Genomic DNA, 22,154 nt, shown 5'->3' on the forward strand with positions numbered 1-22,154 from the left:
CACAAGATATTGCGTCAGCGCGCGCTACATACCAGCCCGCTGGAGGGGCTGTTCCCCGTGGTCAGGTCGCAAAAGAAGGTGCGGTCGCGTTTCGGGCGGCGCGGTGCCTTGCGGCCGTCGCAGGACAGGCCCATCAGCATCATCGCCGGGTCGCCCTCGATCCAGGCGGGGCGGCAGCCGGGCAATTCCGCCTCGACCACGAAGGCGGCCTTGCGCGCCACCGTTTCGAAGCGCGGCATCCATTCGGGCGAGGTGCGGATCACCTCCACGAGGTCGCCGGCGAAGCGCAGGGTGAAGCGCGATCCATCGAATTCGCGTTGCACCGCCGGGGCGGAGCCGAAACCGGGACCGGCACTGTCACAGGCGGCCAGAAGCATGACAAGGGCAATCAAGAGGCGCATGACCACAGCTTGCGACAGCATGGTTAGCGTCGGGTTAACGCGCCAGGACCTCGGCCGGGTTTCGACCGGTTTGACGTAGATCAATTGAATTCCATAGTTTGCATGCAATACGTATTCCTTAAATTGAATACAAAAGGGGGCCGCCATGGCTGACACACTGAAAAGACCGGCAGACACCTATTCTCCGCTGTATTTTCTTGCTTCTCTGGGCGCCGGCGGAATCGCCGTTACCTTCTTCATGTTCCTGATGTTCTGGGTGCCGCATCCGGACCGCCCTGTTCCGGTGTTCGAGGACATCTCGGCGGCCTTCACCAAGGGCGGTGCCGCGCTTCAGGCTGGGATCGTGATCGCCGTGCTGGGTATCGCGCTGTTTGCCGTCCTGAACATCAAGTCGCTGCTGTGGAACCTATCCTCCTACGCCACATTCAAGAGGACACAGGCTTACAAGACGCTTCGCAACTCCAATGCCGAATCGACGCTGCTGGCCATGCCGCTGGCCTTGGCGATGAGCGTGAACGCGCTGTTCATCGTCGGGCTCGTCTTTGTGCCCGGTCTGTGGAGCGTGGTGGAATACCTGTTTCCGATGGCGCTGGTGGCCTTCGGCGCGATCGCCTGGATCGCCTTCCGCCTGATCGGCGATTTCCTGGGCCGGGTCCTGTCGAAGGGTGGCGTGTTCGACGTAACCGCGCACAACTCGTTTGCCCAACTCCTGCCCGCCTTCGCCGTGTCAATGATCGCCGTCGGCTTTTCCGCCCCCGCAGCGATGAGCACGACGCCTGCGACCGTGACCGTGGCGCTTCTGCTGTCGACGGTGCTGGGCGTCGTCGCCATCCTCTATACGCTGCTGGCCGCCGCGACCGCGGTGGGTTCGATGCTTCAGCATGGCACCGCGCGCGAGGCCGGACCGACGCTGATGATCGTCGTGCCCATCGTCACCGTGTTGGGTATCATGGCATTGCGCCAGAACCACGGGCTGCACACGACCTTTGGCGTGCATGGCGGCGATGGCGAGACGATGATCTTTCTCGCGCGACTGCTTTCGATCCAGATTGCCTTTCTTGGTCTTGGCGCGGTCGTGTTGCAGGCGCAGGGGTATTTCAAGGATTTCGTGATCGGGTCGCGGACCTCGCCCGGTTCCTATGCGCTGGTCTGCCCGGCCGTGGCCTTTTCGGTGATGATGCATTTCTTCATCAACAAGGGCTTGGTCGCGGCAGGCGCCATCGCCAAGTTCGGCTTGGCCTACTGGTCGCTGTCGGCCGTGGCCATCGCGGCGCAGATCGTGGCGATCCTGCTGGTCTGGCGTCTGGGGCGGCAGCACTTCGCACGCCGCGCCGATGCGGTTGCCGTGCCGGCGGAATAACCCCCCGTTCGTCCGTCACATGGCAAGACCGGGTCGCGTAAGCGGCCCGGTCTTTTCATGCCGGGTCAGTCGGCGATACGCGCCTGCCACTTGGCCGCCAGGCTGCGCATCGTCTCGGCAAAGATCACAAGGTCGGCGCCCACGGCGACAAAGCTCGCCCCGCTGGCGAAATGCCGTTCGATCGCGTCGTCGGGCACGTCGATGATCCCCGCAGGCTTGCCGGCGGCGCGGATGCGGCGCAGCGCGTCGGCCACGCGGTCGAGCATGACGGGATTGTTCATGTCGGTCAGATAGCCCATGTCGGCGGCCAGGTCGGCCGGGCCCACAAAGGCGGCATCGACCCCTTCGACCGCCAGGATGTCCTCGAGATTGTCGTAGCCGGCCTGTGTCTCGATCTGCACGACCAGGCACATCTGGTCATTCGCCGTCGCTGCATAATCCTGCACCGTGTTGAAATGCGAGGCGCGCCCCAGCGGATAGCCCACGCCGCGGATGCCGTGCGGCGGATAGCGCATGGCGCGGACGATGGCGCGGGCCTGATCGGCGGTGCTGACCATCGGCGCCAGCAGAGACTGCACGCCGGCATCCAGCGCCTGCTTGATGAGCCAGGGCTCGTTCACCGGCAGGCGCAGCACGGGGGCTACATGCGGCTCGAGCACCTGCAACTGCGCGACGATGCTGCGCAGGTCGTTGGGGGCGTGTTCGCCGTCGATCAGCACCCAGTCAAAGCCCGCGCGGGCCACGGCCTCGGCCATGTAGGGATCGCACATGCCCATCCACATGCCGATGCTGCGGGGCTTGTCGCGCAGGAGCGCCTTGAAGCGGTTTTTCGGGGCTGCCATGACCGACCTCTACCTGTTGCGCCAGAGTTTCAGGGCGGACCAGATCGCCGTCCCGCCAAAGAAGGCACCCGCGATGCCGATCACCTCGACCAGCGCGGGCCCGTTCGGAATGCCGCGGATCGCGATGGCCGCCACCATCAGGCAAAGCCCGGCAAGGCTGAAGATGAGGCGGAACCAAAGCTCGCCCCGGTCCGGTTTCAAAATCGCACCTCTACCCCCGGCAGGTTCAGCGCCTTGATCAGGTCGCGCAGTTCCTGTCGTGCGGCGACGTTCGAGATGTTCAGTTGCTTGACGCCGACATCCTTGAGGTCAAGCAGGGTCAGACCGCGCGGAAAGAGTTCGCGGAACACGACGCGTTCCGAAAAGCCCGGAACGATGCGAAAGCCGATCCGCTTGGACAGGCGTTCCAGGGCGCGTTCGATCTTCATCTTGTTGACCATCTGCTGTGCGCCAAGACGGTTGCGCAAAACGACCCAGTCGATCGGCTGCAAGCCCGCCTGCGCCCGCAACTGCCGGGCGGACCAGACCATTTCCGAATAGACGGACGGGCCTAGGATCTTGACCCCGTCATTGTCGACCCGCGCCAGGAGATCGAAATCGATGAAACTGTCGTTCATCGGGGTAATCAGCGTGTCGGCCAGCGAATGCGCCACCTGGCTTAGCCGTGTATGCGATCCAGGGCAGTCGATGATGATGAAATCCGACTTGCCCTCAAGTTCGGCGACCGCGTGGCTAAGGCGATGGTCATAGGCGTTCTCGCCCGGGGTCAGGCTGTCCGCCTCGATCTGCGGTAATTCCGCCAGCACCGGGCTGGGCAGGTCCATCCCGGATTTCTTGAGGAAGGCATAGCGGTTGTCCAGGTAGCGGCCAAGCGTGCGCTGCCTCAGGTCTAGGTCCAGTGCGCCAACGCGATGGCCAAGCCGCGCCAGCGCGGTCGCCACGTGCATCGAGACGGTGGATTTGCCCGCGCCGCCCTTTTCGTTCCCGACAACGATGATATGTGCCAAACCTTGCCCCTCGGTTACGCTTTCTTGTCGAACCGTGGGAGAATCCTATCCCGCACGGGCTGTCAAGCCTAGCGGGGGCGTAACACGCGCGCTCAGCCGTGGCTGCGCGGCCATAGGCGAAACGGCAAAAGGCCCGGCGCAGGGCCGGGCCTTTGCATTTCCGGTGACCCGGAAATCAGTGCAGCTTGGCGCCGACCTCGTCGATCGAGGCGTCGATCAGCTTGTTCGCGTCGGTCGCGGTCATCTGCTTGGCGATGACCTCTCGTGCGGCGGCCACGGCCACCATCGCGGCGCGGTCGCGCACATCCTTGATGGCCTTGGCCTCGGCCGAGGCGATCTGGCTTTCGGCGGCGGCCAGGCGGCGCGCCAGCGACTTTTCCATTTCGGCATGGGCTTGTTCGGCCAGCAGCTTTGCCTCGTCACGGGCATGGGCCACGATGCGGTCCGCCTGTTCCTTGACTTCACGGCTTTTGCGTTCGTAGCTGGCCAGAAGCGCCTGCGCCTCGTCCCGCAGGGCGCGGGCCTCGTCGAGGTCGTTCTGAATGCCTTCGGCGCGCTTGTCGAGCAGGCCGGCCAGCAGGCTCGGCACCTTGAAGTAGACCAGCACCGCGATGAACAGCAGGAAGCCAAGCGTTACGATGAAGTCGGTGTTCTTCAGCGAGAAGAACGGGCCGCTTGCTGCAAGCGCCGGGGTGGCGCCCAGAGCCGCGACGGTCGAGAGGGAAATCAGCTTGCGCATGGTCTTACCCTTTCATCCGGTTCGCGACGGCAGCCGCGATGGCGGCTTCGTCTGTCTTGCCGCCCAGGGCGGCAACGATTGCCTCTGCCGCGTCCTTGGCCACGACCTCGACATTCTCCATCGCCGAGGCGCGGATTTCCGAGATCGCCTTTTCCGACTCGGCCGCCTTGGCGGCGATCTGGTCGTCGGCGCGGGCGATGGCCGCGTTCAGGTCGGCCTTGATCTCGTCGCGGGTCTTCTGGGCGATGGCCTGCGCTTCGGCGCGGGCATCGGCCAGGGCTTTCTGATAGGCGTCTTCGGCCTCTTCGGCCTTGCGCTTGAGCTCTTCGGCGGCGGCGATGTCGTTCGTGATCGTCCCCTGACGTTCCGCGAGGATCGAAGCGATCCGGGGAAGCGCGATGCGCGCGAGGACGAAGTAGATCGCCACCAGCGTGACGATCAGCCAGAAGATCTGGTTGCCCCACCAGTCGAAGCAGAGCTGCGGCATGCCGATTGCGGAACCGCCCGCATCGACACAGCTGCCGACGGCGTGGGCCGCGTTTTCGGCTCCGGTAGTTTCGGTCGCCATGGTGTCCTCCGTCGGAACTTTGTCGTTACAGCGGGCGGTGCGTCATACGCACCGCCCGTGCGTAAGGATCAGGTCGTTCCGTGGATCAGACGGCGAACATCAGCAGCAGCGAAACGAGGAAGGCGAAGATGCCCAGCGCTTCTGCGAATGCGATGCCGATGAAGAGGGTCGCGGTCTGCGAGGCAGCCGCCGAGGGGTTGCGCAGTGCGCCGGCAAGGAAGTTGCCAGCCACGTTGCCCACACCGATTGCGGCCGCGCCGGAACCGATTGCTGCGAGGCCTGCGCCGATATGTGCCAGATCGCCTTCCATGATGAATCTCCTTACGATTGGAAGTGGGTATTTTCAGGTGTCGGATAAGAGGCGCGCCGCCGGGGCGCACCGCTGCGTCAGTGATGCGGGTGAAGTGCGTCCTTGAGGTAGACGCAGGTCAGGATGGTGAACACGTAAGCCTGGATGAAGGCCACCAGCACCTCGAGACCGTAGATCGCGGTGATGGCAAGCACCGAAAGCGGAGAGATCGCCGCGACGGCCGCGAAGCCTGCGAAGACCTTGATCACCGCGTGACCTGCCATGACGTTGCCGGCAAGACGGATGGAATGGCTGACCGGACGCACGAAGTAGGAAATCAGTTCGATGATCGCCAGGATCGGGCGCAGCGCCAGCGGCGCGCTCGATACCCAGAACAGGCCCAGGAAGGCCGTGCCGTTCTTTACGAAGCCGAGGATGGTCACCGTTAGGAACACCGCCAGCGCCAGCACCACGGTCACGGCGAAATGCGAGGTGGTGGTAAAGCTCTTGGGCAGCAGGCCCAGGAAGTTCGCGAAGACGATGAACATGAACAACGTCATGATGTAGGGGAAATACTTGAGCCCCTCCTTGCCGGTCACGTCCTCGACCATCTTGTAGACAAAGCCGTAGGCGAGTTCCGCGATCGACTGGCCGCGGCCCGGGACGATGGCGCGCTTGGAGGTGCCCAGCACCATCAGCGCAATCACCGAAGCGACGGCCAGGAACAGCCAGAGCGTCACGTTGGTGATGGTGAACAGGCCCACATCGCCATGGCCGAACAGCGGCTTGACGATGAACTGGTCCATCGGGTGGAACACCAGGCTGCCGCCCTCGCTGTGGGCTGCCGCTTCTGCACCGGTCGTTTCGGTCGCCATCGCTATTCCCTCTCGTCCTCGGGGGTGCGCGTCCCCGCTGCGTCCTTCGGCCCGGCGGTGCGGGCCTCTTGTGCCTTCTGGATCTCTTTGGCGGTGCGGATCATCACGTTGATCCCCGCCGCGATCCCCAGCAATGTGAACAGCACCATGAGCCACGGGGTCGTTCCCAGCAGGGTGTCTAGCCCGTAGCCGATGCCAAAGCCGATCCCTAGACCGGCCACCAGTTCCGTCACCATGCGCCAGGCGTGTTGCGCCTGCGAATAGTGTTCCTCCTGATGGACCTTGCCACTGCTGTCGCGGGCCCGGCGTGCTGCCAGCTTCGCGTCCAGGTCGGCCATTTTGCGTTTCCGATCGTCGTCGGCCAAGCGAAAGCCCAATCATGAGGTTCGCTGCATGTGCTAAGTGCAGCGGGCGTCCGAGTCAATGCCGGGTTTGGGCAGGTTTTCCGCCTATTAAAGTGTTGAAAATATTGTAATGTTTTGCCGTTTGAAGATCTCCGGTCATTCCGCCGCAGGCCGCCCTGGCCGGGAAAGCCGCCGGATTCCAAATTCAACTTAGCGGTTGAGTTTCCGGCGGCGTTGCGGCTTGTGTTCGGGGCACATCCGCAATCCGAGGCCCCGCGCACCGCCCATGTCCGACCGGCTCGACAGTGTTTTTGCAGCCCTTGCCGACCCGACGCGGCGCCGCATCCTCGCCATGCTGCTCGAGGACGACATGGCCGTGACCGACGTGGCCGAGCCCTTTGCGATGTCGCTGGCGGCGATTTCCAAGCACCTCGTCATCCTGACGCGCGCCGGTCTCATCAGCCAGGACAAGCGCGGCCGGGTGAAATGGTGCAAGCTGGAGCCGGACGCCCTGCGCGAGGCCTCTGTCTGGATGCAGGGCTTCGGCCAGTTCGAGCCGGTGAACCTGGACGCTTTCGAGCGCTTCCTTGCCAGCGAACTCGCCGAACCGGACGGGACCGCCGACGACACTCCCTGACCGGGGTTCGCAGACAGGGCGCCGGTCAGTCGCGCAGCAGCATCAGCAGCGCCAGCGCCGTCAGGGCGACGCCGGGAAGGACCAGCGCCGGGGGCACGCCCTTGCCCAGCGCGATTTCCCACAGGATCACCCAGCAGGGTGTGAGGTAGGTATAGGCCATGACCTTGGCCGAGGGCAGACGCAGCGTCGCGTAGCGCACGATGGCAAAGGTCAGCCCCGTCGCCGCCACCGCGACATAGAGGATCGTCACCCAGACGATGGTCGGCAATGCCATCCAGTCGGTCTCCATCAACCCCCGCCATCCCCAGAGACACAGGATGATCGCGCCCGCCGTCAGGATGCCGGCATTGAAGGTCAGCGCCTGTTCGCCGCGGTTCAGACGCCGCAGCAACGGCGAATACAGCGCGTGCGCCACGCAACCCCAGAAAAAGATCGACTCGCCGCGCCCGATCTCGAAGGCGCGCAGGGCCTCAAGGTCGGCGTCGAAGATCACCCACAGCGCGCCCGCCCCGCCCACCGCGATGGCCAGCGCCATCCAGGGGGTTGTCACCTGGCGCACGACGAGATAGCCGAACACCGCCGTCAGCGCCGGGTTCAGGGTAAAGACCGCCGCCATGCTGACCGGGTCCGCCGTCTTCAACCCCTCGAACATGGTCACGAAATAGATCACATACAGGCCCGCCAGCGCGAAATAGCGCCAGGGGGCTGCCAGCGCGGCGCGGTCCACGCCGCCCAGGGCCACGGTCAGCGCCCACATCACCGCCGCCCCGATGATGAAGCGCACGGCATTCAGCGCCGCCGGGTCGATGAAGGGCGCAGCGATGCCGCCCAGCGAAAAGCTGCCCGCCACCAGCGCCGAGAAGGCCAGCATCGCAAGGTGCCCGCGCGCGGCGGGGCTGAGACCGCCCTCGGCGAGGGCGCTCACCGCGAGGACTCCTCTCCGGCATAGGTCTTGAGATGCTTGAGAAACGCCTGCACCTTGGCGGTGCGGTGGAGGTCCACATGCGTGACCAGCCACAGCGGCGAGGCCCATTCCGGTTGCGGCGGCATGACCTGCACCAGGTCGGGATGCAGCGAGGCCTCGCGCTCGCCGAAAAAGCCGATGCCCGCCCCGGCGATCACCGCGCCTTCCATCACGCGCGAGTCCGTGCTGCGGAACACCACCTGTTCATAGGGGATGTTGGCGCGCAGCCAGCGTTGAAACGGTGCGCGGCCTTCGGGGTTGTCATGCGCGACAAAACGGTGGGTCTTGAGCGCCTCCAGCCCGTCGGGCATGCCGTTTTCCGCGACATAGGCACGACTGGCGTACAGACCGATCTGCTGCGGGGTAAAGGCCTGCACCACGTTGTCGGGCTCGTCCGGCTGGCTGCCGGCGCGCAAGGCGACATGCGCCTCGCCATATTCCAGCCGGAACACCCGGTCGTCGGTCAGGTAGCGCGCGACCACCTGCGGATAGTCCCGCTGAAAGCTGGTCAGCGCGCCGATCATCAGCGGCGCGAAGGCCACCAGAGAGGTCACCAGCAACTCGCCCGAGACATCGTTGCCGCGGCCCCGGATACGCCCTTCGAGCTGCTGGAACTGGTCGTCGGTGGTCTGGGCTACGCGCATCAGGTCATGGCCCGCCTCGGTCGGCGTGTAGCCGCGGGCGTGGCGCTGGAACAGCTTGACGCCCAGTTGCCCTTCGAGCGCGTCGATATGGCGGATCACCGTGGCATGGTGGACGCCCAGCGCCTCGGCGGCGCCACTGACCGTGCCCAGGCGGGCCACCTGGTAGGCGGTGCGGATCTCGTCCCAATTGTCCATTTTACGCGCGGCCTCTTTGTGCGTCAGATCACAGGATAGGTGCATTTGGGGAAATTGTGTTCGCATTTGCAAGCGCCATTTCTTTTGTAGTCAACGAATTGAAAGGACACCTCCCATGACCCGCACTCTCCTGCGCATCGACGCATCCGCCCGCACCGATGGCTCCGTCTCGCGCGAACTGGCCGACCGCGTCGTCAACCGCCTGGCACCTACCCAGGTCATCCGCCGCGATCTGGCCGACAGCCTGCCGCAGATCGATGCTGCCTGGATCGGCGCGAACTTCACCGCCGCCGAGGCAAGGACAGAGGACCAGCGCGCGGCTCTGGCCCTGTCCGACACGCTCATCGCCGAGATCGAGGCCGCCGACACGCTGCTGATCGCGCTGCCGATCTACAATTTCGGCGTGCCGACCGCGCTGAAGACCTGGGTCGACCACGTCGCCCGCGCCGGCGTCACCTTCCGCTATTCGGAGGACGGCCCCGAGGGCCTGCTGCGCGGCAAGCGCGCCATCGTTGTCGTGGCCTCGGGCGGCACCGAGGTCGGCGGCCCGATCGACTTTGCGACGCCGTGGCTGCGGCACGTCCTGGGCTTCATCGGCATCACCGATGTTCAGGTCGTCACCGCCGACCGCCTGGCCATCGACCCGGATGCCTCGCGCGCCAAGGCCGAGGAGCAGATCGAGAAACTGGCGGCCTGACCGCCGCGCCTCGGCCTAGAGGGGGCCGTCCGGGCTGCGCGGGCCGAGAAGGGCGCGCGCTCCCGGACGTTCGGGGTCGATCCCGACGAAACGCAGCGCCTCGTCGACGCTGCGCACGACCGTGATCTGGAACGGTACCTTCGTCTCGACGATGGACTTGTACATCCGCGACATGCCGAAGGCGATGTCGCCGGGGCAATAGAAAGCGGTACGCGACCGCTCCGTCCTGACCGCGTAATGCGACTCCAGCCGCATCCCGAGATTCCGCACGTCTTCGTAGAAGGTGTTGTGAAAGGTGCAGTCGGACTGGTCCATCAGGACGTGCCGGTTGCCGTCGAAATCGGGACCGGCCTGGTGGGCCAGGAAAGCCTCCCATATCTCCTGCATGGCGACCTCTCCCGTAAAGCGGGCGACCAGGACATCGAAGTCTCTGTCGATCTGGCAGGAAACCGGCATTCCAGGCAACCATGTCTATCGGATTGCCGCCAGTATGGACGGTTCCTGCCGGCCCGCAAGCCGCCTTGCAGGCTTGACTCGCAGGGGTCATCGGCGTAATCCGCCCATCAAATCCGGAATGCGCAAGCCTTCCGGTCCCATGGGCCATGCCCGGGATCGCCCTCCGTCAGCGCGTCGCGCCCACGGGGGCCGCCCCGTATTTCGGCCCCGCGATTGAGAAGCCGGTGGCGCGTTCCCATCTTCGGGACGTCCCGCTAACGAAGAAGAAGGAGGCCCTGCCTCATGTTCGAGAATCTGTCCGAACGCCTTGGCGGCGTCTTCGACCGGCTGACCAAGCAGGGCGCTCTGTCCGAGGATGACGTGCGCACCGCCCTGCGCGAGGTGCGAGTCGCCCTGCTCGAGGCCGACGTTTCGTTGCCGGTGGCGCGCAACTTCATCAAGGCGGTCGAGAAGAAGGCGACTGGCGCGGCGGTGACGAAGTCGATCACGCCGGGCCAGCAGGTCGTCAAGATCGTCCATGACGAGCTGATCGCCGTGCTGGCGGGCGAGGACGAAGATCCCGGCAAGCTGCGCATCGACAACCCGCCCGCGCCGATTCTGATGGTCGGCCTCCAGGGCGGCGGCAAGACGACGACCACGGCCAAGCTGGCCAAGCGCCTGAAAGAGCGTGACGGCAAGAAGGTGCTGATGGCCTCGCTGGACGTGAACCGGCCCGCGGCCATGGAACAGCTGGAAATCCTCGGCAAGCAGATCGGCGTCGACACGCTGCCCATCGTCAAGGGCGAGGATCCCGTGGCGATTGCCAAGCGGGCCAAGACGCAGGCCAGCCTCGGCGGCTATGACGTCTACATGCTGGATACCGCCGGTCGCCTGTCGATCGACGAGGAACTGATGGCGCAGGTCGCGGCGGTGCGCGACGTGGCGAAACCGCGCGAGACGCTGCTGGTCGTCGACGGTCTGACCGGCCAGGACGCCGTTCACACGGCCGAGAATTTCGACAACCGCATCGGCATCTCCGGCGTCGTGCTGACCCGGATGGATGGCGATGGCCGCGGCGGCGCCGCGCTGTCGATGCGCGCGATCACCGGCAAGCCGATCAAGTTCGTGGGCTTGGGCGAAAAGATGGACGCGCTCGAAACCTTCGAGCCCGAGCGCGTCGCCGGCCGCATCCTGGGCATGGGCGATATCGTCGCCCTGGTCGAAAAGGCCCAGGCCACGCTGGAGCAGGAGCAGGCCGAGCGCATGATGAAGCGCTTCCAGAAGGGCCAGTTCAACATGAACGACCTGCGGATGCAGCTTGAACAGATGATCAAGATGGGCGGGATGCAGGGCATGATGTCGATGATGCCGGGCATGGGCAAGATGGCCAAGCAGCTGGAGGGCGCCGATATCGACGACCGGCTGCTGAAACAGCAGATCGCACTCATCAACTCGATGACCAAGGCCGAGCGCGCCAACCCGCTGATCCTCCAGGCCAGCCGGAAAAAGCGGATCGCCGGCGGAGCGGGCATGGACGTGTCGGACCTGAACAAGCTGCTCAAGATGCAGCGCCAGATGTCCGACATGATGAAGAAGATGGGCAAGATGGGGAAGGGCGGCATGCTGAAACAGGCCATGCGCGGCATGTTCGGCAAGGGCGGGATGCCCGCCGACATGGCGCAGGGCATGGACCCCAAGGCGATCGAGGCCGCTGCCCGCCAGATGGGCGGCAAGGGCGGATTGCCCGGCCTTGGCGGCGGCGCGCTGCCGCCCGGCCTGAGCGGCCTCGGCAAGAAGAAATAAGTGGTCGCGGCCCCTGTCATAACCGCGGCGCGTTTGCGCCTGAGTGGCCTCGTTCCTTGCGGAACCGGGGTGCGGCTGCGTGCCTTCCGTGTGGAGGCCCGTGCATGAGCCTGACCAACGCACCCCGGATTGAAACAGAGCGCCTGATCCTGCGCGGCCCCGAGCCGCAGGACGCCGAACCGATGATCGAATTCCTGATGGATCACGATCACGCTTCGGGCTTTGGCACCTATGACAACCGCGGCGACGCGTGGCGCTGGTTCGCCACCAATATCGGCCACTGGCATATCCACGGCTACGGCTATTTCATGCTGGAACTCAAGGAAACCGGCGCACCCATCGGCATCTCCGGCATCTGGAACCCCGAGGGTTGGCCTGAGCCGGAACTGGGCTGGGCGGTCTTTGCCGCCTACGAGGGCAAGGGATACGCCCGCGAGGCGGCGGAACGCGCGCGGCTCTGGGCCTACCAGGGTCTCGGCATGACCACGCTGACCTCGAACATCGTGCCGTCCAACACGCGGTCCAAGTCGCTGGCGGAGCGGCTGGGCGCCACCTACGAGCGGACCTATCAGAACATCACGATGGGCGAGGACGAGCTCTGGCGCCACCCCGGACCGGCGGAGGTGTCGGCATGATGGCCTGCGTCACGCTGCGGACCGAACGGCTGGTCCTGCGCACCCCACTGGAAGAGGATTATCCCGCCATCGCCGCCTTCATGCGGTCGGCCCGGACCACCTTCATCGGCGGCCCGGTCGAGGCGGAATTCGATGTCTGGCGCGGCTTTCTCGGCACGATCGGACATTGGGGCCTGCGTGGCTATGGCTTTTTCACCGTGCTGCGCGACTCGGTGCCGGTGGGCCGGGTCGGGCTGGTCAACCACATCATGTGGGACGAGCCCGAACTGGGCTGGCATTTGTTCGAAGGGCACGAGGGGCAGGGCTATGCCACCGAGGCGGCGATCGCGGCGCGCGACTGGGCGCTGCGGGCGCACGGGCTGGGGCGTCTGATCTCTTACATCCATCCCGACAATGTCGCGTCGCAGCGGGTGGCGGAACGGCTGGGCGCGTCGGTCGAGCGCGATTCGACGCTGCTGGGCCATCCGGTGCAGGTCTGGCGCCATCCGGAGGTGCCCACATGAAGGCGCCCTGCGAACGCCATCGCCCCGGCCCTGCTGCCCGCGCCGCCGCCCGGCTGGGTGGCAAGGTGCCTGTGCTGGACACGCGGCGCCTGCAACTGCGCGGGCCGCGGATCTACGATTTCGACGCCTATGCCGCGATCCTGTGTTCCGACCGCGCGCAATACATGGGTGGGCCGTTCACCCGCGCGCAGGCTTGGTCGGATTTCACCAATTACACCGCGCTCTGGCTGCTGCACGGGCATGGCCTGTGGACCATCGACGCGCAGGTTGCGCCGTCGGCGGGCTTTGCCTTGCTGGGCTACGAATATGACGACCCCGAGGCCGAGCTGGGTATCTTCCTGACCGAGGCTGTCGAGGGGCAGGGTATCGCGCAAGAGGCGCTCGAGGCCGTGCGCGACCATGCTTTCGGCGCGCTGAACTGGGACAGCGTCGTGTCCTACGTCGATCCGCTGAACACCCGCTGCATCGCCCTGATGGAGCGAGTAGGCGCGCGCCTCGACACGGCTGCGATGGAAACGCTCGAAGCGACGCTGGTCTACCGGCACGAACGGGGGGCGGCATGATCCCGACGCTGACCACCGACCGGCTGATCCTGCGCGCCCCGGTGATGGAGGACGCGGCGCCGCTTGCTGCCTATCTCCAGGGGCCGCGCTCTGCCACCGTGGGCGGGCCGTTTCCGGCTGGCGAGGCCTTTGACCGGCTCTGCGCCCTGCTGGGCCACTGGAACCTGCGCGGCTATGGGCGCTGGATTGTCGCCGATCGCGACAGCAACGCTGCGCTGGGCATCGTCGGACCCTATTTTCCCATGGACTGGCCCGAGCCGGAAATCGCCTGGACGGTGTTCGACGCCGCCGAGGGCCGCGGCATCGCGCACGAGGCCGCGCTGGCGGCGCGTGACTATGCCCGCGCCGAGTTGGGCTGGCACCACCCGATGAGCGCGATTTCCCCGTCCAATACCCGCTCGGCCGCGCTGGCGCGCCGACTGGGCTGTACACCCGAGGGGGATTTCACCCATCCGGTCTACGGCCGGCTCGACATCTGGCGGCACCCGGAACAGGAGGTGCGTCATGGGACATCGTGACATCCCTGTGCTGGAAACCGAACGGCTGGTCCTGCGCGGACCGGAACCGCAGGACTATCCGGATTTCAAGGCGACCTTTGCCAGCTACCGCTCGCGCTTCATGGGCGGGCCGCTCAATGCCTACGAGACCTGGATGCTCTACGCCGCCGAGATCGGCCATTGGGAAATCCGCGGCTATGGCATGTGGATGGTCCACCTCAAGGAAACGGGCGAAACCGTTGGCATGGCCGGCGGCTGGTTCCCCGCCAAGTGGCCCGAGCGCGAGATCGCCTGGATCATCTGGCCCGACAAGGCTGGCAAGGGCTATGCGCTGGAGGCGGCGCATCGCGTCCGGCGCTATTTCTACGAGGTCCGGGGCTGGGAGACGGCGGTCAGCTATATCGACCCCAAGAACCTCGACAGCATCCGCCTGGCCGAGCGCCTGGGTTGCCGCAAGGATGCCGACGCGCCCTCGATCGACGGCAGCGATGCGGTCTATCGTCATCCGACCTTGGCGCAGTTGCAGGGCCAGCTGGGCCATGGCATCGCGATGGAGATCGCCCATTACCGCGATCCTCTGTTCAAGCCGAAGGGATGGGCCCTTGACTGAGCGTCTGTCCATACCGGTCCTCGCGACCGAGCGGCTGCGCCTGCGTGGTCCTCTGGAGGCGGATTTTGACGCCTATGCCGCCTTCTGGGCCGGTCCGCGCACCGTGTTCGTCGGTGGCCCGCAGGACCAACGTGCCTCGTGGCAACGCTTTGCGGCCAACTTGGGGCACTGGGCGCTGAAGGGGTTCGGCTGGTGGATCGTGACCGAGGCCGGCCGCCCGGTGGGCACGGTCGGCCTGCATCATCCGCCCTACCTCGCCGATACCGAGTTGGGCTGGGTCACGTTCGACGGGCATGAGGGGCGCGGCGTCGCCTTCGAGGCCGCCAGCGTGGTGCTGGCCTGGGCCGCAAGGACGCAGCGGCCCGCCCGGCTGGTCAGCACCATCGCACCCGCCAACACGGCCTCGGTTCGGCTGGCGCAGCGCCTTGGCGCCGTGATCGCGGGCCCCGCAGCGCATGACCCCGATGCCATGACCCATGTCCACGATCTGCAAAGGTATGCCGCATGACCGATGCCATCACCCGCGCCGCCACGCTGCTGAAGGAGCACCGCGAGAGCATCGACCGGCTCGACGCGATCCTTGTCTTCACGCTGGCCGAACGCTTCAAGCACACCCAGGCCGTGGGCGTCCTCAAGGCGCAGCACGACCTTCCGCCATCCGATCCCGCGCGCGAGGAAAAGCAGATCGCGCGGCTCCAGGATTTGGCGATCCAGGCCGATCTGGACCCGGAGTTCGCCAAGAAATTCCTGAACTTCGTCATTCAGGAAGTGATCCAGCACCACAAGCAACACCAATCCTGACGGGGTTCCCGTCAACCAGCCATCCAAAGGAGAAATCACATGGCTATCAAGATCCGGCTCGCCCGCGGCGGCTCGAAAAAGCGCCCCTTCTACCGCATCGTCGCCGCCGATTCGCGCATGCCGCGCGACGGCCGCTTCATCGAGAAGCTGGGCACCTACAACCCGCTCCTGCCGAAGGACAGCGAAGAGCGCGTGAAGATGGATGTCGAGCGCGTGCAATACTGGCTGGGCCAGGGCGCGCAGACCACCGACCGCGTGTCGCGCTTCCTCGAGGCCGCCGGCGTCATCGCCAAGAAGGAGCGCAGCAACCCCAAGAAGGGTACCCCGGGCAAGGCTGCCCAGGAGCGCGCCGAGGCCAAGGCTGCCAAGGCCGCCGAAGCCGCCGAGGCATCGGCCGACTGAGTCCTGGTCCGTCGAAAATCGCGCCGGGTGGCCCACCCGCCCGGCGCATCCGGTCCCCGTGGCCGGAGGGCAAGGGTGCGCGGGCAACACTCGCGCACCCTTTGTCATGTCCGGGACCGATCGTCGTTGCGCATCCCGGTCGCGGACCCATATGACCCCCCAACTGCCAACGAATCCCCGGGGGATCTGCCATGCTGCGCCAACTTCTTGCCCTGACCGCTCTTGCCGCGGCCACCTCCACCGCCGCCCTTGCGGGCAGCCCCGAGGCGACCGAACCCGCGCCCGTTCTCGTCCTGCCGCAGGAATCTGCCCCGGCACGCTCGGGACTGGTGTTCACGCTGGGCCTCGGTGGCGCGGTGAATCCGGCCTATTTCGGCTCGGACGAGTATGCATTCGGCCCCTCGGGCAGCTTCAAGTTCCACTACCTGGGACTGGGCGGCAGGTCTTTCGGCAATCCCGATCCGACCGTGGTGCAGACCGGCTTTGGCGTGCACGGTTCGCTGCGCTTCGTGTCCGAGCGGGACAGCTCGGACTTTTCCGAGATCGCCAGCCTGAACGACATCGATGCGGCACTCGAACTGGGTCTGGGCGTGGGCTACACCGCCCGCAACTTCGAGGTCTTCGCCGACGTCCGCCGTGGCTTTGGCGGGCATGAGGCTTGGGTGGCCGAGGCCGGCGCGGATGCCGTCCTGCGCCCGACCGATGCCCTGACCGTGACCTTCGGCCCGCGCCTGTTCTGGGGCGACGACGATTACGCCGGCACCTATTTCGGCATCACCGCGACCGAGGCGACCGCGGCCCTTCCGGCCTTCTCGCCCGAGGGTGGTCTGCTGTCGACTGGCCTCGAACTGGGCATGACCTATCGCCTGAACGACGATTGGGGCCTTGAGGGCGCGATCACCTATGATCGCCTGACCGGCGACGCCGAGCGCAGCCCGATCGTCCGCCGGGGCAGCCGCGACCAGTGGGGCGTAAGCTTTGGTGTGACCCGGGTGATCCGCATCGGCGGCTGACCCCGCCTGCACGATTGCACCCCGCCCGTCGCCGGTTTATCCAGACCGACGACGGAACAAGGGATGGTGCGCCCGTGAACGAGGACAAGATCTGTGTCGGGGCGATTGCCGGCGCCTTTGGCGTGCAGGGCGAGGTGCGGTTGAAAAGCTTTACCTCCGATCCCCTGGCAATCGTCGATTACGCGCCGCTCTGCCGCGAGGACGGGACAGGCGCCTACGAGATCGAGATCACCCGCGAGATCGCCAACGGCTTTGCCGCGCGCCTGACCGGAATCCAGACCAAGGAACAGGCCGACGCGATGCGCGGCACCCGGCTTTACGCCCCGCGCGACCGGCTGCCGCAACTGCCCGACGACGAGTATTACCACGCCGACCTGATCGGGCTCGAGGTATTCGACACCGGCGGCGCGCCCCTGGGTCGCGTCAACGCAGTGCTGAACCATGGCGCCACCGACCTGCTTGAACTGGCCGTGCCGGGGCAGAGCCGCACCGTGCTGCTCCCCTTCACCCTGGCGGTCGTGCCCACTGTCGACCTGACCGCGGGCCGCATCGTCGCCGACCCGCCCGAGGGCCTGTTCGAATGACGCGCATCGTCGTGCACGCGGGGTTCCACAAGACCGGAACCAGCAGCGTGCAGACGATGATCGACCGCAACCGCGTCGTGCTGGCCCCCGTCTTGCGCGCCTTTCTGAAACCCGATTTCACGCCCCTAACAGAGGCCGCGCGCGGCTTTTCCGCGGCGCCGCACAAGGTGCCCCCGGCCGCGGTGGGCATTGCGGCGCGCGCCTTCTTCGCCACGCTCGACCCCGCCGACCCGCGCCCGGTGCTGATGTCCTCCGAGGATCTGTCCGGTCATATGCCCGGCCGCCGGGGGATCGACCGCTACGGCGCCGCGCCGACGGTCATGCGGCAGATCGCCGATGCCGCGCGTGGCCACTTCGGCGAAACAGCCGAGGTGACGTTTCACTTCTCGACCCGGGGTGCCGAGGCCTGGCTGCGTTCGGTCTGGTGGCAGAACCTGCGGGTGACGCGACTGACCGACGACCTGCCCGGTTTCACCCGCGCGCATGCGGGCGCTGCGGATCTCGAAGGGATCGTCGCCGAGGTGGCCACGGCCGTTGCCCCGGCGCGCGCGGTTTCCGTCCGACTGGAGGACATCGTCCCTTGTCCGCGCGGCCCGCTGGAGCCCCTTCTGGACCTTCTCGACCTGCCTGCCTCGGTTCGTGACGCCCTGACGGTGGTGGGGCCGGTCAACGCGCAGCCGGATGTCGATCTGGGGCCGGTGCTGCTGGCCTTGAACCGCTCGGGTTTCGACGATGCGCACTTGTCCCGCGCCAAGACGCACTTGCGTCGGTTGGCAAACAGTCAGAGCGACCTGAGCTGATCATTTTCCTGGTCCAGGATTGCCTTGAAACGCCTCGCGACTTTCCATCCAAGCGCCACATTTGCGATTCAAGATCTGTTGGAATTTGGTGATATTCGGGGTTTCCATTGGATCAGGCGTTTGAGCTTCTTCTTTGGGCTGGCGTTGCGCTCTTGTCGGTCGTCGCCGTTGTGGTGGTTCCATTCGGCCATGGCCTGGCTCTTGGGATTTCGTTCCTCGCCGCGACGGGCAATCTGCTGGCGACGATTTCGATATTTCGCCCGGAAATTCTCTCGAGAATTGCCAAGCCGGGGCTGCTGAGACGTTCGGCTTTACGGACGCCGCCGATGGACCTGCCGGAAGAGGCCGCGATGCGCGACATGCTGGCGCTGGAGCAGCGCCGGGTTGCCTGCGCGGATCCTGCCATGCCGCCGGATGCCGATACGGCCATCTCTCAGATCGTCTGCCGGATCATGTCGGGCTGGAAAACGCCATCGGTCGTGGCGCTGTCGAGGGACGATCTCGTGGAACTGATCCTGCTGCGCCGGCTGCTGCGGGCGGGCGCACATGAGGCCGGCGCGCTGGCGCAGCTGTTCGTTCGGCCGGATGCCGTGCTCGACCTGCGCGACGAGGTGCAGCGCATTGCCGCCTTCCGGGCATCTCATGACCGGGACATGCGGGCGCTTGAGGCGACGCGCCGGCTGTGGTCGCAGATGCGGTCGGAAGGACATGGCGCGTCTCTTGTCGCGGCGTTGGAGCGGCTCGACGCCAGCGACATCGATCTCTGGCACCGCATCGTCGCCGAGCATGATCCGGCCGATCCCGCACAGCGCGCGGCCGCCTTCTGGTGTGTGCGGCAGACCGCCTGCGACCGGTCCACGCTGGCGCTGTTCCTGACGATGCTGGTCGAGAACGAAGCCATCCCCAAGGCAGCCCAGGCCCGGGACAAGGCATTGCTGGAGACAGTGGCCGCGATCCTGACGCAATGGGATGCCGGCGCCTACGCCACGGCAGAGCTTGCCTCCTTGCCTGCCGCACGGCTTGATGCGGCACGGCGCGGTCTGACCGCACTGCTCGACGGCCTTGCGCAGCGTCCGGGCATGCGGCGTTGGCCTGACCCGGTCGGGTTGTTCGAAGCGCGGGCGGGACGTGCGCCGCGTCCGCGCGGCCACTGGGATCTGGCGCGGGGCATGATCCTGCGGGCGCCGGATCCGGCCGACTATCGTACCGCGACCGTGGCAGAGCCCCTTTTCTAGGCGTCCCGCCCAGCGTATCACGGCGCCATGACCGACACGCCCAGATCCCACGGCCGCAAGACGATCCGGCCCTCGCTCCAGCCTCGTGACCTCATGTCGGAAGAGGTCCACCTGGTTCGCGCCTGGCAGGCGCAGGTCATCACCCTGTTCCCCGAGGCGTTTCCCGGCGTTCTGGGCCTGTCGCTGACCGGGCGCGCCCTGCAGGAGGGGCGCTGGCAACTCCATGCGATCCCGTTGCGCGAGTTCGGCGAGGGTAAGCACCGCAATGTCGACGATACGCCCGCGGGCGGCGGGGCCGGCATGGTGCTGCGCCCGGACGTGATGGGGCGCGCGGTGGAGACGGCGATGCAGCGGGTCGCGGGCCCGGTCATCTACCTGTCGCCGCGCGGCCGTCCGTTCAGCCAGGCAATGGCGCGCAGCTTGGCGACTATGCCGGGTGCAACCTTCATCTGCGGGCGTTTCGAAGGGCTCGATCAGCGGGTGATCGACCATTACGACATCGCCGAGGTGTCTGTCGGCGACTTTGTCCTGACCGGTGGCGAAATCGCCGCCCAGGCGATCATCGATGCCACCGTCCGCCTGCTTCCGGGTGTGCTGGGCAACGCGGCCTCGACCGAGGAAGAGAGTTTCTCGGAGGATCTCCTGGAACACCCGCAATACACCCGCCCGGCCGAGTGGCAGGGCCGTGCGATCCCGGATGTGCTGATGTCCGGCCATCATGGCGAGATCGCCCGGTGGCGGCGCGCGCAGGCCGAGGCGATCACCCGCGCCCGCCGCCCCGACCTCTGGGCGCGCCACATGGCCCGGACGGGCCGCGCCGAGGAGTGACGCGCCTTACCCGGCGGCGCGCAGCGGGGGCTGTTCCGTCCAGCTCCCTGTCCCCTCGGCGGCGTCGAGTTCGAAGACCGAGACGGTGTCGCGCAGGTGGGTTGCGCCCGATTTCATCTCTTCGCCTGCGTCATGGGCCTGGTTGGCCAGCGCCGCATTTTCCTGCGTCGCGGTCTCGATCAGGCGCATGCCGTTGTTGATCTCGGACAGGCCATGCGACTGGCTTTCGATCTCTGTCGCGATCTCGCCCACCAGTGAGCCTAGCGAGAAAACCTTTTCCAGCACCGCGCTGATCGAGGTGCCGGTTTCCTTGACCAGGCGGCTGCCCTCCTTGACCTGGTCGATGTTCTTCTGGATGAGGCCGCGGATCTCGCCGACGGAGTCCGAGGCGCGGGCGGCAAGGCTGCGCACCTCTGTCGCGACCACGGCAAACCCCTTGCCGGCCTCGCCCGCGCGCGCCGCCTCGACCCCGGCATTCAGCGCCAGGAGGTTGGTCTGGAACGCGATATCCTCGATCAGGTTGACGATCGAGTCGATCTCGTCCGAGGCGGTCTCGATCCGCTGCATGGCCGACACGGCCTCTTCAAGGCGTTCGCCGCTGGCGCGGGACAGGTCCGTGCTGGACCGTGCTAGGCCGTTGGCATCCGACACGCGCGCGCTGATCTGCTTGCCGCTGCCGGCCAGTTCGTCCAGCGCTGCGGCGGTCTGCTCGAGCGTGGCGGCCTGGGTCTCGACCCGGCGAGACAGGTCCGACGCCAACCCACCCACGCCCTCGGCCGCGTCACGCAGGCTGGCGGCGACGCCGACGATCTCGATCATGGCATCCGACAGGTTTTCTGCCGCCTTGTTGAAGTCGCGGCGCAGCGCCTCGTATTCGGCGGGGAAAGCCGCATCCTCTGCCAGGCGCCAGCCAAGGTCGCGACGCGACAGGGCGGCCAGCCCCTCGCGCAGGTGGTCGACGACCTGACGCTGCTTTTCCTGCTGCTCCTCTTTCTCGCGTTCGACCTGGCGGGCATCGGATAGCTGGGTGCGAAATTCGGCGACACGGCGCGCGATGTTGCCGATCTGGTCGCGCCGTTCGGTATGGGGCACCTCGGCCTCGAGGTTGCCGGCGCCGATCTGCGAAATCGCTCCGTCGAGCCGGCTGAGCGGCCGCAGCAGCCGGCGCGCGGCCAGCAGCGTGACGACCGCGCCCGCGACCAGCAGCGCCGCGACCAGCATCAGCGCCTGACGCTGCATCGCCGCCGTCGTCGCATCGATCGCGCTGCGTTGCACCCCGACATAGAAGATTCCCACGGTCCGGCCCGCCGCGTCGAGGATCGGCTTGTAGATCGTCAGGTAGGGCAGGCCTAGGATCACCGCCTCACCGCGATAGGTCTCGCCACGCATCATGGCCGCATGCACCGGATTCTCGACCCCCAGGTAGGTGCCGACCGCGCGCGTGCCGTCCGGCTTGATGATGTTGGTGGTCAGGCGGATGAAGTCGCCCTTGGCCGCGTCCCAGCCGAACAGCGTTGCCGTCTCGCCCGAGATTCTCCCGACCTCGTCGATGAGGTCATGGGTTTCTGGCGCGGTCATGCCGTCCCATTCGACGCGGGTTGGCACCCCGTCCAGGGTCTGCACCCGGATGGCATCGCCATAGGATTCGCTGAACGTGTCCAGCAGAACGCGCAGCGAGGTGCGCTGCCGGTCCTGTGCGGCCTCGTGCAACCCGGCCTCTGTCAGCCTGGCCATCAGGAAGAACAGCGCCAGCGACAGGGCGACCATCAGGCCGGTCACGACCAGGCAGATCTGAGTGCTGAGGGAAGGGGTGCGCAGAATTGACATCGGCGGCCTCGTCTTGCTTGTTTCAGGCCTTGCTAGACCGCAGGGGTTTAACAAAG

General features: G+C 66.3%; 30 protein-coding genes. 17 read left to right on the forward strand and 13 right to left on the reverse strand.

Annotation, left to right across the window (positions count from 1 at the left end):
- Window positions 1-14: 14 nt before the first annotated feature.
- Entirely contained in the window at window positions 15-401 is a 387-nt protein-coding gene (locus KB874_RS17035; protein WP_212537762.1) for a hypothetical protein, read from the reverse strand.
- 145 nt (window positions 402-546) lie between these two features.
- On the opposite strand from KB874_RS17035, the gene KB874_RS17040 reads away from it, so the two are divergent.
- Window positions 547-1,761 (forward strand): TsoY family (seleno)protein, encoded by a 1,215-nt coding sequence (locus tag KB874_RS17040; RefSeq protein WP_212537763.1) that lies wholly within the window; start codon window positions 547-549, stop codon window positions 1,759-1,761.
- Window positions 1,762-1,826: 65 nt separating this feature from the next.
- Here KB874_RS17040 and KB874_RS17045 read toward each other — a convergent pair whose 3' ends face one another.
- The 8 genes from KB874_RS17045 to KB874_RS17080 all read right to left on the reverse strand — a co-directional run bounded on the left by KB874_RS17045 (window position 1,827) and on the right by KB874_RS17080 (window position 6,446).
- Window positions 1,827-2,603 (reverse strand): HpcH/HpaI aldolase family protein, encoded by a 777-nt coding sequence (locus tag KB874_RS17045; protein ID WP_212537764.1) that lies wholly within the window; start codon window positions 2,601-2,603, stop codon window positions 1,827-1,829.
- Window positions 2,604-2,612: 9 nt separating this feature from the next.
- Window positions 2,613-2,804: a hypothetical protein gene (locus tag KB874_RS17050; RefSeq protein ID WP_212537765.1), complete on the reverse strand. Its 192-nt coding sequence runs from the start codon at window positions 2,802-2,804 to the stop codon at window positions 2,613-2,615.
- Complete coding sequence (locus tag KB874_RS17055) at window positions 2,801-3,610, reverse strand: division plane positioning ATPase MipZ (RefSeq protein ID WP_212537766.1); 810 nt, start codon at window positions 3,608-3,610, stop codon at window positions 2,801-2,803. Before KB874_RS17055 ends, KB874_RS17050 begins: the two co-directional genes overlap by 4 nt.
- 175 nt (window positions 3,611-3,785) lie before the next feature.
- Window positions 3,786-4,349, reverse strand: a complete 564-nt coding sequence (locus KB874_RS17060) for a F0F1 ATP synthase subunit B (protein WP_212537767.1) — start codon at window positions 4,347-4,349, stop codon at window positions 3,786-3,788.
- 4 nt (window positions 4,350-4,353) lie between these two features.
- Window positions 4,354-4,917: a F0F1 ATP synthase subunit B' gene (locus tag KB874_RS17065; RefSeq protein ID WP_212537768.1), complete on the reverse strand. Its 564-nt coding sequence runs from the start codon at window positions 4,915-4,917 to the stop codon at window positions 4,354-4,356.
- Window positions 4,918-5,002: 85 nt separating this feature from the next.
- Window positions 5,003-5,227: a F0F1 ATP synthase subunit C gene (locus KB874_RS17070; protein WP_005981269.1), complete on the reverse strand. Its 225-nt coding sequence runs from the start codon at window positions 5,225-5,227 to the stop codon at window positions 5,003-5,005.
- A 77-nt stretch (window positions 5,228-5,304) separates the two neighbouring features.
- A complete protein-coding gene (locus KB874_RS17075; protein WP_212537769.1) occupies window positions 5,305-6,081 on the reverse strand; it encodes a F0F1 ATP synthase subunit A in 777 nt (258 codons plus the stop codon).
- A gap of 2 nt (window positions 6,082-6,083) precedes the next feature.
- Entirely contained in the window at window positions 6,084-6,446 is a 363-nt protein-coding gene (locus KB874_RS17080) for an AtpZ/AtpI family protein (RefSeq protein ID WP_212537770.1), read from the reverse strand.
- A gap of 265 nt (window positions 6,447-6,711) precedes the next feature.
- Between KB874_RS17080 and KB874_RS17085 the strand changes: the two genes are divergently transcribed.
- Complete coding sequence (locus KB874_RS17085; RefSeq protein ID WP_212537771.1) at window positions 6,712-7,062, forward strand: ArsR/SmtB family transcription factor; 351 nt, start codon at window positions 6,712-6,714, stop codon at window positions 7,060-7,062.
- 25 nt (window positions 7,063-7,087) lie between these two features.
- Here KB874_RS17085 and KB874_RS17090 read toward each other — a convergent pair whose 3' ends face one another.
- Together KB874_RS17090 and KB874_RS17095 are read right to left on the reverse strand one after the other, a co-directional pair.
- Complete coding sequence (locus KB874_RS17090; RefSeq protein ID WP_346346566.1) at window positions 7,088-7,987, reverse strand: DMT family transporter; 900 nt, start codon at window positions 7,985-7,987, stop codon at window positions 7,088-7,090.
- The gene (locus KB874_RS17095) at window positions 7,984-8,865 is read right to left on the reverse strand and encodes a LysR family transcriptional regulator (protein WP_212537773.1); all 882 of its coding nucleotides are present in this window, start codon (window positions 8,863-8,865) and stop codon (window positions 7,984-7,986) included. The genes KB874_RS17090 and KB874_RS17095 overlap by 4 nt, the downstream gene beginning before the upstream one ends.
- Window positions 8,866-8,980: 115 nt before the next feature.
- Between KB874_RS17095 and KB874_RS17100 the strand changes: the two genes are divergently transcribed.
- Complete coding sequence (locus KB874_RS17100) at window positions 8,981-9,562, forward strand: FMN-dependent NADH-azoreductase (protein ID WP_212537774.1); 582 nt, start codon at window positions 8,981-8,983, stop codon at window positions 9,560-9,562.
- A 15-nt stretch (window positions 9,563-9,577) separates the two neighbouring features.
- Here KB874_RS17100 and KB874_RS17105 read toward each other — a convergent pair whose 3' ends face one another.
- A complete protein-coding gene (locus tag KB874_RS17105; protein WP_212537775.1) occupies window positions 9,578-9,949 on the reverse strand; it encodes a hypothetical protein in 372 nt (123 codons plus the stop codon).
- A gap of 351 nt (window positions 9,950-10,300) precedes the next feature.
- On the opposite strand from KB874_RS17105, the gene ffh reads away from it, so the two are divergent.
- From ffh to trmD, 14 genes are all read left to right on the forward strand, one after another.
- The gene (ffh, locus tag KB874_RS17110) at window positions 10,301-11,800 is read left to right on the forward strand and encodes a signal recognition particle protein (RefSeq protein ID WP_212537776.1); all 1,500 of its coding nucleotides are present in this window, start codon (window positions 10,301-10,303) and stop codon (window positions 11,798-11,800) included.
- Window positions 11,801-11,904: 104 nt separating this feature from the next.
- Window positions 11,905-12,435, forward strand: coding sequence for a GNAT family N-acetyltransferase (locus KB874_RS17115; RefSeq protein WP_212537777.1), 531 nt, complete (start codon window positions 11,905-11,907; stop codon window positions 12,433-12,435).
- Entirely contained in the window at window positions 12,432-12,938 is a 507-nt protein-coding gene (locus KB874_RS17120; RefSeq protein WP_212537778.1) for a GNAT family N-acetyltransferase, read from the forward strand. The genes KB874_RS17115 and KB874_RS17120 overlap by 4 nt, the downstream gene beginning before the upstream one ends.
- Window positions 12,935-13,501: a GNAT family N-acetyltransferase gene (locus tag KB874_RS17125; protein WP_212537779.1), complete on the forward strand. Its 567-nt coding sequence runs from the start codon at window positions 12,935-12,937 to the stop codon at window positions 13,499-13,501. The genes KB874_RS17120 and KB874_RS17125 overlap by 4 nt, the downstream gene beginning before the upstream one ends.
- Window positions 13,498-14,019, forward strand: a complete 522-nt coding sequence (locus KB874_RS17130; protein WP_212537780.1) for a GNAT family N-acetyltransferase — start codon at window positions 13,498-13,500, stop codon at window positions 14,017-14,019. The genes KB874_RS17125 and KB874_RS17130 overlap by 4 nt, the downstream gene beginning before the upstream one ends.
- On the forward strand, window positions 14,006-14,608 hold the full coding sequence (locus KB874_RS17135; protein WP_212537781.1) for a GNAT family N-acetyltransferase: 603 nt from the start codon (window positions 14,006-14,008) through the stop codon (window positions 14,606-14,608). The genes KB874_RS17130 and KB874_RS17135 overlap by 14 nt, the downstream gene beginning before the upstream one ends.
- On the forward strand, window positions 14,601-15,116 hold the full coding sequence (locus KB874_RS17140; protein ID WP_212537782.1) for a GNAT family N-acetyltransferase: 516 nt from the start codon (window positions 14,601-14,603) through the stop codon (window positions 15,114-15,116). Before KB874_RS17135 ends, KB874_RS17140 begins: the two co-directional genes overlap by 8 nt.
- Window positions 15,113-15,409, forward strand: a complete 297-nt coding sequence (locus KB874_RS17145) for a chorismate mutase (protein ID WP_212537783.1) — start codon at window positions 15,113-15,115, stop codon at window positions 15,407-15,409. The genes KB874_RS17140 and KB874_RS17145 overlap by 4 nt, the downstream gene beginning before the upstream one ends.
- Window positions 15,410-15,448: 39 nt before the next feature.
- On the forward strand, window positions 15,449-15,811 hold the full coding sequence (gene rpsP, locus KB874_RS17150) for a 30S ribosomal protein S16 (protein WP_212537784.1): 363 nt from the start codon (window positions 15,449-15,451) through the stop codon (window positions 15,809-15,811).
- Between the two features lie 191 nt (window positions 15,812-16,002).
- On the forward strand, window positions 16,003-16,824 hold the full coding sequence (locus KB874_RS17155; protein WP_212537785.1) for a MipA/OmpV family protein: 822 nt from the start codon (window positions 16,003-16,005) through the stop codon (window positions 16,822-16,824).
- A gap of 74 nt (window positions 16,825-16,898) precedes the next feature.
- A complete protein-coding gene (gene rimM / locus KB874_RS17160; protein ID WP_212537786.1) occupies window positions 16,899-17,408 on the forward strand; it encodes a ribosome maturation factor RimM in 510 nt (169 codons plus the stop codon).
- Window positions 17,405-18,208 carry a hypothetical protein gene (locus KB874_RS17165; RefSeq protein ID WP_212537787.1) on the forward strand — a complete coding sequence of 268 codons (804 nt, stop codon included), beginning with the start codon at window positions 17,405-17,407 and terminating at the stop codon, window positions 18,206-18,208. Before rimM ends, KB874_RS17165 begins: the two co-directional genes overlap by 4 nt.
- A 326-nt stretch (window positions 18,209-18,534) precedes the next feature.
- Window positions 18,535-19,443, forward strand: a complete 909-nt coding sequence (locus KB874_RS17170) for a hypothetical protein (protein ID WP_212537788.1) — start codon at window positions 18,535-18,537, stop codon at window positions 19,441-19,443.
- 27 nt (window positions 19,444-19,470) lie between these two features.
- Window positions 19,471-20,271 carry a tRNA (guanosine(37)-N1)-methyltransferase TrmD gene (trmD, locus tag KB874_RS17175; RefSeq protein ID WP_212537789.1) on the forward strand — a complete coding sequence of 267 codons (801 nt, stop codon included), beginning with the start codon at window positions 19,471-19,473 and terminating at the stop codon, window positions 20,269-20,271.
- 6 nt (window positions 20,272-20,277) lie between these two features.
- Here trmD and KB874_RS17180 read toward each other — a convergent pair whose 3' ends face one another.
- Window positions 20,278-22,098: a methyl-accepting chemotaxis protein gene (locus KB874_RS17180; protein WP_212537790.1), complete on the reverse strand. Its 1,821-nt coding sequence runs from the start codon at window positions 22,096-22,098 to the stop codon at window positions 20,278-20,280.
- Window positions 22,099-22,154: the final 56 nt, after the last annotated feature.

The organism is Thetidibacter halocola (assembly GCF_018224955.1).
Lineage (GTDB): Bacteria > Pseudomonadota > Alphaproteobacteria > Rhodobacterales > Rhodobacteraceae > Thetidibacter > Thetidibacter halocola.